The sequence below is a fragment of the Streptomyces sp. NPDC002490 genome, from assembly GCF_040296045.1.
Classification (GTDB): Bacteria; Actinomycetota; Actinomycetes; order Streptomycetales; family Streptomycetaceae; genus Streptomyces.
This window is the reverse complement of the sequence record NZ_JBEOWM010000046.1, coordinates 38,783-48,315: the sequence shown is the minus strand read 5'-3', so window position 1 is coordinate 48,315 and position 9,533 is coordinate 38,783. Positions and strand designations below refer to the sequence as shown.

The window sequence follows — 9,533 nt, the reverse complement described above, 5'->3', positions numbered from 1 at the left end:
CGGTGCCACACCTCCCGCTCCCGCAACTCCGCCCACACCAACGGCACCACCCGACCGGCCAGGGCCTGCATGTCCTTGCGGTGCTGGTGATCGCTGCCGGGCCAGCCCTCCAACACGTCCAACGCGCTGCGGAGTTGATCGAGTCGGTCAGAGCGGTGCGTCATGTGTCCTGCCGGGGATGATCGAAGGTTGACCAGAGGGTGACGGGCGAGGTGCGCCCGGAGGTCCGGTGAGCGACCGGACGGGACGGGTCATGTGGTCACCCCGGGAAGGGTGCGGGGGTCGACGTCCCGGGGCGGGTCCCACTGGACCGTGTCGAACAACAACCGGTCGTAACGCCGGTGTCCCGTGGCCCGGAAGTGCCCTTCCGCCCACCCCAACGCCTCCTCCGGACTGCGGGACCCCGGTCGACCCGGCGGAACCTCCCCGCACCGCGGACTCCCCGACACACACTGGATGTGCACCCACCCCTTGCACTCCACGACCCTGAGCGTCCACACCAGATGACGAAACCGCCGCCTCACCCCCACACCCCACCCCGACGACCCCGCACGTTCCCCACGGCCACCGCCGGCCCCTCCCGGTCAGCCCCCCGAACAGACCGCACCTCCCCGTACGGCACCTCCCACTCCACACCACCACCCGGCGGACGCAGGAAGTACCACCCCCGCACGTCATCCACCACCACCCCGAGGACACTCTTTCGAGTGTCAAACACAAGGTCGCCCACTTGGAGTTGACCGCCGGCTGCCTCATGGCCACCACCCCCCACCTGACAAGCACCAATGCTGCTCATGAGCCAGGCTTCACCCCTCACTCCTGTCCGTGACTATCGCGTCGCACTAGGCAACACTCCAGCGGTGGGCAGAGGTACCGTTGAAACGGCAGCGGAACTTAAAAGCCTTGAACGGCCAACCGGCCGGAGGAGACCTGTGGGGACACGGAAACCGAACGCTCACCTGGACCGGCTCCACAAGGAAGCCCACTGGACCCAAGGGCAGTTCGCCCGCTCCGTCAATGCGATCGGGACCGAACGAGGAACCCCAACCACCTTCGGAGAATCCACCGTCCACTACTGGCGGAAGGGTGCCATGCCCAGGGAGGGCGTACGAAAACTCATCCTGGAAGCCCTTTCCCGCCGGTTAGACCGACCGGTCAGCCACGCTGACGCAGGGTTCCCAGGCCCAGCCCATGAAGCAGAACTCCACTCCATCACAGAAGAGTTGATCGAGATGGGAAGACAGGACATGGAGCGTCGCAGCCTTCTCTCAGCCAGCCTGTTCTCCGTCGCGATGACCGTTCCCGACTGGCCGGACGTCGTCGGCAGAATGGAAGCAGTCCAGTCCGGCACAAAACTTCGGATCGGCATGCCCGAAGTCGAGACCGTCACGAAGATGACGGATCGCCTGGCCGGAACCTACGACGTTCTCGGAGGCCAGCACACCCGTCCCCTGGCAGCCGCCTTCCTGGTGAACACCGTCGCCCCCTACCTGCGGCAGGACGGACCGAACGAGGTTCGCAAAGCGATGCTGTCCGCCGCCGCCTTCCTCTGCTACATCACCGGATGGATGGCCGTTGACGAGGGCGCGCACGGGCTGGCACAGAAGTACTACGTCAAGGGGCTGGAACTTGCAGGTGCGAGCGGCGACCACATGACGTACTGCCATGTCCTCCGCGGGATCTCGGTTCAGGCGGTCGACCTGGGGCACGGGAAGCTGGCCGTGAATCTGGCGAATGCGGCCTCGGCCTCATCGCCGCAGACCGGGCCGCGTCTGCGGGCCTTCATGACCGGGCAACAAGCCCATGCCTTCGCGGTGGCCGGCAATCGCGGCGAAGCCCTACGCAGCCTCAGGGAGGCAGAACGATCCATGGAGAGAGCCGAGAGCGGGTCCCATACCTTCGGACGCTATGACCCGGCCACCTTGGCTTATCACACGTCCCAAGTCCGTTACGCATTGGGGGACACAGCGGGAAGCGTAGACTCCCTGAAGTCACATTTTCGGTTGCGGCGGTCCGGCGAAACCAGGCGCTCAGCTCTTCGCTTCAACTCCATGATGGCGGAACGTCAACTGGAACTAGGGCTCCTGGATGCCGCCTGCACCACGTGGAATCACGTTCTTGACGAGTACCCTTCAGTCCGTTCCGGCAAGGTGGACCGACACATCGCCAACATCGGCCGGCTACTACGGCCCTACCGCTCCACGCCCGAAGCCCGGGAGGTCCACGAGCGGGCACGAGCCAGCCTCAAGCACGGCAGCGGAACTTGAAAGCCTTGAACGGCCAACCGGCCGGAGGAGACCTGTGGGGACACGGAAACCGAACGCTCACCTGGACCGGCTCCACAAGGAAGCCCACTGGACCCAAGGGCAGTTCGCCCGCTCCGTCAATGCGATCGGGACCGAACGAGGAACCCCAACCACCTTCGGAGAATCCACCGTCCACTACTGGCGGAAGGGCGCCATGCCCAGGGAGGACGTACGAAAACTCATCCTCGAAGCCCTTTCCCGCCGGTTAGACCGACCGGTCAGCCACACTGACGCAGGGTTTCCGAAACCCACCCATGAAACGGAACTCCAATCTTTCACAGAAGAGTTGATCGAGATGGGGAGACAGGACATGGAGCGCCGGAAATTCCTCTCAGCAAGCCTCTTCTCCGTCGCGATGACCATCCCCAACTGGCAGGACCTTGTCGGCAGAATGGAGATCGCCTCATCCGGATCCATAGCACGCGTGGGTGTGTCGGACGTCGAAATGGTCACTGAGATGACCGATCAGTTGAACGCGATCTACAACAAGCGGGGCGGCCGCTTCTCCCGCCCGATGGCCGCAGCCTTTCTCACGAACATCACCGCCCCTTTTCTCCGCGCGGAAGCTTCCGATGAAGTTCGCAAGTCCATGCTGACCGCCACGGCGTTCCTGTGTTACATCACCGGCTGGATGGCAGTGGACGAAGGGCTTCACGGCCTGGGACAGAGGTACTACGCCAAAGGACTGGAACTGGCTGGGGCGAGCAGCGATTACCTCACGTACTGCCATATTCTCCGAGGCATGTCTGTGCAGGCCGCTGACCTGGGACACGGCGCCTCCGCGTCCCGCCTGGCAGACGCGGCAGCGGCCTCCGCGCCGATCGCCGGACCGTTGATGCGCGCGTTCATGTCCGGGCAGCAAGCCCACGGCTACGCACTCGCAGGCGATCGCGCCGCCGCACTGCGCAGCATTCGGGAAACCGAGAGGGCAATGGATGTTCTGGGTAGCGGCAAGACCCAACTGGGTGGATACACTCCCGCGACACTTGCCTATCACACGGCCCAGGTCTGCCATGCGCTCGGAGATGTTGCGGGCAGCGTCGAAGCGCTCCAACTCCACTTCAAGCTGAGGGCGAAGACCGACTCGCGCGTGACGGAGCTGAGGTTCCAGTCGATGTTGGCCGAAAGGCAACTGGAGCTGGGGCATCTGGAGTTGGCATGCGCCACCTGGGGAGAAGTCCTCGACAAGCACCCGGAGATCAAGTCAGGTGCCGTGGATCAGTTCGTCTCAGAGATCCCGCGCCGACTGAGTCCCCACCGGAAGAACTCCCACGCCCGAGAAATCTACGAAAGGGCCCTCCTCGACATCAAGAGCTGACAGGTCGGTCCACTTGACGCGACGGGTCACTTGAACGGCCAACCGGCCGGGGGAGACCTGTGGAGCCACGGAAACCGAACGCTCACCTGGACCGGCTCCACAAGGAAGCCCACCCGCCGGCTCGGTCGGAAAATTTCCCATACCGATGCCGGCTTTCCCACACCAGCGAACTCGGCAGCAGATGTGGGAATCGTTCAGGAACTTATCGAGCTTGGGAGGCTTGATATGGACCCGGCCCGACGGAGTGTACTCAGCGCGGGAATCTTCTCTGTTGGATTGAACATCCCCGATTGGCAGGACGCCTTGGACAGGCTGTCCCTCGCCCACGACGGACGGGTGCGCCGCATCGGGGAGGGGGAAATCGAGCTGGTCACCACCGTGACCCGACACCTCTCCGACCTCGATTACCAATTCGGCGGACAGAACACGCGCCCCACGGCCGCCTCGTTCATCGTGAACACCCTCGCCCCGTACCTCTCGACGTCCGGATCCGCCTCGGTGCGCAAGAGGATGCTGTCCGCGGCTTCCGATCTGTGTTACCTGACCGGCTACATGGCTGTCGACGAAGGCCAGCAGGGGCTGGGGCAGCGGTACTACCTCAAGGCCATGGAACTGGCGAAGTCCGCTGACGACAGGGACGCGCACTCCCTCGCCCTGCACGGAATGAGTTCTCAGGCACTCCAACTCGGACACCACGAGACGGCTCTGCGACTGACCTCGGCAGCCATGGCGGACTTCGGCTCGCTTGCGCCCAACATGCGGGCCTTCCTCGCAGGCCAGCGAGCGTATGCCAGCGCCTTGACGGAAGGGGCAGCTGCCGCGTTCCCCTTCCTCCGGAAGGCGGAGAGGGAGATGGGCAAGGCGGATTCCTCCAGCAGGGCGGTCATGGGGCATTACAGGGAAGCGGTACTGGAATTCGACATCGCCCAGGTGAAGCACGGGCTCAACGACACCGAAGGCTCCGTCCAATCGCTCAAGCGGTACACCGTCCTGCAACGGAACCGGACCCAGCGTCGACGCTCGGTGCTCGACCATTCGACTCTCGCCGAAAGGCAACTGAGGATCGGGCATCTGGAGGCCGCCTGTGCCAGCTGGAGCCAGGCGCTGAAGGACTATCCGTTCGTTCAATCCGGCCGAGCGGACCAGAGGATGGCTTCGATGCTGAGCGCCCTCAAACCGTTCTTGAAGAACTCCACAGCTCGGGAACTACACGAACGCGCCCGAGCTGTGGTGAAAATCCGTCACGTTCGGTGACACACCCACCGATGTCGCCGCAAGCCCGTACGGGTGATCTTCAGGCGCCCGACCCGCATGCTCCTGCCACGCAGAGTAGGACGTACAGGCATGGGCAAAGGGGATCGTCACCAGAAGAAGGACGTGGAAGCGGCACTCAAGAGGGCCGAAGCAGCAGGCCTCAAGGTGACACACGACAAAAACCGCCATAGGTGGGGATGGGTTGTCTGCTGCCCGTGCAGCAAGAAGGTCACTGTGTACTGCACGCCCAGCAGCCAGGGAGAAGAGGCGAACAAGATTGACCAATTCACAGGGAAGCACCGCGACTGTACGTAGTTGGTGCTTCAACCTCGTGCTGGATGCCCCGCTCAGCGAGGAGCAACAGGACGTTCTGGACGGCCTCGACCGCTTCTCGGAAGGCGGCATCGGCTTGGAAGAGGGGCCGGGGTACTCGGGGTTCCTCTGCGTCGTCCGGGCCGAGACCCTCACCGCCGCCATCGCGGACACGCTGAACCGCTTCGAGGACTTTCCGGGCGTGCTGGTGCGGAGCGTGGTGCTGGACCACTTCGACCTGGCCGCGAACGGCATGGCCACCCCCGCCGTGGTGCCCGCCCCACCCCGGTAGGGGGCCCGGCCTCGTCGGCGTCCTGACGCCACGGACCGGCCCCGTGCCCTCCCGCCGGAGGGGGCGGGGCCGTCGCACGCCCCGCCTCAGCCCCACGGAATCGGCACGGTGGCCGACGCCCCGCCCACAACGTCACGAGGGCGTCACGATCGGTGAGTTCGGGGCGTCGGGGCCCTTGTGGGGAGGAACCGTCCCGCGTACACAGGGGCCCACGGACGTTCGCAGGCACGCGCGACGAGCGCGTCAAGAGGACGGGGCAGTGATGCGCAGCACGGGTAGGAAGACCAGGGGCCGCGGCGACCACCGGCTCCGGTTCTCGGGCCGCACGCGGCGGCTGGTGGCCGTGGCCGCGGCGGGGACGCTGGTGTGGGGGGTGACCGCCTGCGGGGACGGCGGGGGCGACGACGACAAGGGTGGCGGCGCGAGCAGTACGCCGGGCGGATCGTCCCTGCGGTTACCGGAGTTGGACGGCCAGAAGCTGGACGTGGCCGCGGTGTGGACGGGGCCGGAGCAGGAGAACTTCAAGAAGGTGCTGGCCGAGTTCGAGGAACGGACCGGCGCCGAGGTGACGTTCGTGCCGGCGCAGGACCCGATCGTCAACTTCCTGGGCTCGAAGATCGCCGGCGGGGCTCCACCGGACGTGGCGCTGTTGCCGCAGGTCGGGGCGGTGAAGCAGGCGGTGGAGAAGAAGTGGGCCAAGCCGGTGAACGACGCGGTGAAGGCCCAGTTGGCGAAGAACTTCGCGCAGGGGTGGCAGGACCTCGGGGTGGTGGACGGGGAGCAGTACGGGGTGTACTTCAAGGCCGCCAACAAGTCGCTGGTCTGGTACAACACCGCCGTCTTCGCCAACGCGGGCGCCGAGGAGCCGAAGACCTGGAAGGAGTTCCTGGCGACCGCGCGGACGGTGTACGACTCCGGGGTGACGCCGGTGTCGATCGGCGGGGCGGACGGTTGGGTGCTCACCGACTGGTTCGAGAACGTGTACCTGTCGCAGGCCGGCCCGGAGAAGTACGACCGGCTCGCCGCGCACGAGATCAAGTGGACCGATCCTTCGGTGAAGGCGGCGCTGACCACCCTGGCCGAGTTGTTCGACGAGGAGGACTACCTCGCGGGCGGGGCGGACGGGGCCTTGCAGACGGAGTTCCCGCGGTCGGTGGAGCAGACGTTCACGGGCGGGGACCAGCCGAAGGCGGGGATGGTCTTCGAGGGCGACTTCGTCGGCGTGAACGTGGCGCAGGCCAAGGCCGAGGTGGGGAAGGACGCGAAGGTGTTCCCGTTCCCCGCGGTGGGCGGGAGGCCGCCGGTGGTCAGCGGGGGCGACGCGGCGGTGCTGCTGAAGGACTCGAAGGCCGGGCAGGCGCTGTTGACGTTCCTGGCCTCGCCGGAGGCGGCGGAGGTCTGGGCGAAGGAGGGCGGGTTCCTGTCGCCGAACAAGAACCTGGACCCGGCGGCGTACCCGAACGACGTGCAGCGGGACATCGCGAAGGCGCTGGTCGGCGCGGGTGACGACTTCCGGTTCGACCTGTCGGACCAGACGCCGCAGGCGTTCGGCGGGACGCCCGGCAAGGGCATGTGGAAGGTCCTCCAGGACTTCCTCAAGGACCCGGACGACGTGGCCGGCACCCAGCAGCGGTTGGAGGCCGAAGCGGCCAAGGCGTACGGGGACTGAGGCCGGTGGCGTCGGCGACGACGGACGGCACCCGTCCGCGACGGGTGCGGCGCGGGGGCCCGCGGGGTTCGGGCCGGTGGCTGGTGGCGACGGCGTTCCTGCTGCCGGCGGTGGTGCTGCTCGGGGCGCTGGTGGTGTACCCGATCTGCTATTCGCTGGTCCGCAGCTTCGTCAGCGACGACGGGGGCGGCTTCGCGGGGTTCGACAACTACCGGGAGCTGTTCACCGACGACGGCATCCGCACGGCACTGCGGAACAACGTGTTCTGGGTGGTGGCCGCCCCGGCGGTGGCGACCGCGCTGGGGCTGGTCTTCGCGGTGCTGACCGAACGGATCCGCTGGGGCACGGCGTTCAAGCTGGTCCTCTTCATGCCGATGGCGATCTCGATGCTGGCGGCCGGCATCATCTTCCGGTTGGTGTACGACCAGGACCCGGACCGGGGCGTGGCGAACGCGGTGTGGGTGGGGGTGCACGACACCTTCGCCGAGTCCTCGGCGTTCCCGAAGGCGCACCCGGGGCGGGACTCCCCGCTGCGGGAGGCGGGCAGCGGGGCGTTCGTCACCCGGGAGCCGGTGCGGGTGGGCGAGCCGGTGGTGCTGCCGCTGGTGGGGGTGGCCCCGGACGCGATGCCCGGGGACGCCCGGGCGGCGCGGGCGGCCGGCGCCGATCCGGCCCGGGTGACGGGGACGACCTGGCAGGACTTCACCCGCGGCAAGGGCGTGGGCACGCTCGGCGGGGTGGACGGCGGGGAGTTCGGGTATCCGGGGATGCGGATCGAGGCGGTGCGGGGCGACGGTTCGGTGGTGGCCCGGACCACGGCGGCGGCGGACGGCACCTTCGTGCTGCCGGCCGCGGCGGACGGGACGCACCTGCGGTTGCCGGCGGACAACTTCCGGGAGCCGTACCGCGGGGTGGACTGGCTGGGGCCGGCGCTGGTGACCCCGGCGGTGATCGTGGCGTACGTGTGGATGTGGGCGGGCTTCGCGATGGTGCTGATCGCGGCGGGGCTGGCGAGCGTGCCGCGGGAGCTGCTGGAGGCGGCCCGGGTGGACGGGGCCACCGAGTGGCAGGTGTTCCGCCGGATCACGGTGCCGTTGCTGGCGCCGGTGCTGGCAGTGGTCCTGGTCACGTTGATGATCAACGTGCTGAAGGTGTTCGACCTCGTCTACATCATCGCGCCCGGCTCCTCGCAGGACGACGCCAACGTGCTGGCGCTCCAGCTGTACCGGTCGGCGTTCAGTGACGGCCGGCCCGGGGTGGCGAGCGCGATCTCGGTGCTGCTGTTGCTGCTGGTGATCCCGGTGATGGTGTTCAACATCCGACGGCTGCGACGGGAGGGCAGGCGATGAGCGCGGAGCGCACGGAGTCCCGTACCGGCACGGTCCCCGGGGCGAAGGGACGGGCGGCGGTGGGCACCCGTCTGGCGCGGGCGGCGGGCGGCGGGCTGCTGCGGGCGGTGCTTGTGGTGGCCGCGGTGTTCTGGCTGGTGCCGACGGTCGGGCTGTTGCTGTCCTCGTTCCGGGGACCGCGGGACCTCGCGGACAGCGGCTGGTGGACGGTGCTCACCGAGCCGGCGCAGTTGACCGTGGAGAACTACTCCCGGCTGTTGGAGAACGCCTCCATCACCGACTCCCTGCTGAACACGGTGTGGATCGCGGTGCCGTCCACGGTGCTGACGGTGGTCATCGGCGCGCTGGCCGGGTACGCCTTCGCCTGGTTGGACTTCCCGGGGCGGGACTGGTGGTTCCTGGGGGTGGTGGGGCTGCTGGTGGTGCCGGTGCAGGTGGCGCTGCTGCCGATCGCCCGGCTGTACGGGGAGGTGGGGCTCTTCGGTTCGGTGGCCGGGGTGGTCCTGTTCCACGTGGGGTTCGGTCTGCCGTTCGCGGTGTTCCTGTTGCGGAACTTCTTCGCGGAGATCCCGCGGGAGCTGTTGGAGGCGGCCCGGTTGGACGGGGCGGGCGAGCTGCGACTGTTCGCCCGGGTGGTGCTGCCGCTGGGCGGGCCCGCCATCGCCAGCCTGGGCATCTTCCAGTTCCTGTGGGTGTGGAACGACATGCTGGTGGCCCTGATCTTCACGGACGCCTCCAACCAGCCCGTCACGGTGGCGCTCCAGACCCAGGTGCGGCAGTTCGGCAACAACGTGGACGTGCTGGCGCCGGGGGCGTTCCTGTCGCTGGTGGTTCCGTTGGCGGTCTTCTTCGCCTTCCAGCGGCAGTTCGTGTCGGGGGTGATGGCGGGGGCGGTGAAGTAGGGGTTCGCCCCGTCCCCGGCCGCCGGACCGGCCCAGGTTGCGGAACACTGGACTCCGCGTCCTCCCGTGGCGGCCCGGGGTGCGCCAACCCCCAAGGCAGTGCGTCCGACCGTCCGCCCACCCCAGGGGAA

8 protein-coding genes are annotated in these 9,533 nt (G+C 67.5%); all 8 read left to right on the top strand.

Annotation, left to right across the window (positions count from 1 at the left end; all coding sequences use genetic code 11):
- Window positions 1-785 precede the first annotated feature (785 nt).
- The 8 genes from ABT092_RS24880 to ABT092_RS24845 all read left to right on the top strand — a co-directional run bounded on the left by ABT092_RS24880 (window position 786) and on the right by ABT092_RS24845 (window position 9,402).
- The gene (locus tag ABT092_RS24880; protein WP_502968501.1) at window positions 786-2,267 is read left to right on the top strand and encodes an NsdA family TPR-like regulatory protein; all 1,482 of its coding nucleotides are present in this window, start codon (window positions 786-788) and stop codon (window positions 2,265-2,267) included.
- 34 nt (window positions 2,268-2,301) lie between these two features.
- Window positions 2,302-3,624, top strand: coding sequence for an NsdA family TPR-like regulatory protein (locus ABT092_RS24875; RefSeq protein WP_502968500.1), 1,323 nt, complete (start codon window positions 2,302-2,304; stop codon window positions 3,622-3,624).
- Window positions 3,625-3,654: 30 nt separating this feature from the next.
- Entirely contained in the window at window positions 3,655-4,878 is a 1,224-nt protein-coding gene (locus ABT092_RS24870) for an NsdA family TPR-like regulatory protein (RefSeq protein WP_502968499.1), read from the top strand.
- A 90-nt stretch (window positions 4,879-4,968) separates the two neighbouring features.
- The gene (locus ABT092_RS24865; RefSeq protein ID WP_351247501.1) at window positions 4,969-5,193 is read left to right on the top strand and encodes a hypothetical protein; all 225 of its coding nucleotides are present in this window, start codon (window positions 4,969-4,971) and stop codon (window positions 5,191-5,193) included.
- Window positions 5,156-5,482 (top strand): hypothetical protein, encoded by a 327-nt coding sequence (locus ABT092_RS24860; RefSeq protein WP_351247499.1) that lies wholly within the window; start codon window positions 5,156-5,158, stop codon window positions 5,480-5,482. Before ABT092_RS24865 ends, ABT092_RS24860 begins: the two co-directional genes overlap by 38 nt.
- A gap of 262 nt (window positions 5,483-5,744) precedes the next feature.
- Window positions 5,745-7,151, top strand: a complete 1,407-nt coding sequence (locus tag ABT092_RS24855; RefSeq protein WP_502968498.1) for an ABC transporter substrate-binding protein — start codon at window positions 5,745-5,747, stop codon at window positions 7,149-7,151.
- Window positions 7,152-7,195: 44 nt separating this feature from the next.
- Complete coding sequence (locus tag ABT092_RS24850; protein WP_351247519.1) at window positions 7,196-8,500, top strand: carbohydrate ABC transporter permease; 1,305 nt, start codon at window positions 7,196-7,198, stop codon at window positions 8,498-8,500.
- Window positions 8,497-9,402: a carbohydrate ABC transporter permease gene (locus ABT092_RS24845; protein WP_351247497.1), complete on the top strand. Its 906-nt coding sequence runs from the start codon at window positions 8,497-8,499 to the stop codon at window positions 9,400-9,402. Before ABT092_RS24850 ends, ABT092_RS24845 begins: the two co-directional genes overlap by 4 nt.
- Window positions 9,403-9,533: the final 131 nt, after the last annotated feature.

Coding starts and splice junctions, on each gene's coding strand:
- ABT092_RS24845 (WP_351247497.1), top strand. CDS start 8,497: ATGAGCGCGGAGCGCACGGAGTCCCGTACCGGCACGGTCCCCGGGGCG.
- ABT092_RS24865 (WP_351247501.1), top strand. CDS start 4,969: ATGGGCAAAGGGGATCGTCACCAGAAGAAGGACGTGGAAGCGGCACTC.
- ABT092_RS24880 (WP_502968501.1), top strand. CDS start 786: ATGCTGCTCATGAGCCAGGCTTCACCCCTCACTCCTGTCCGTGACTAT.
- ABT092_RS24855 (WP_502968498.1), top strand. CDS start 5,745: ATGCGCAGCACGGGTAGGAAGACCAGGGGCCGCGGCGACCACCGGCTC.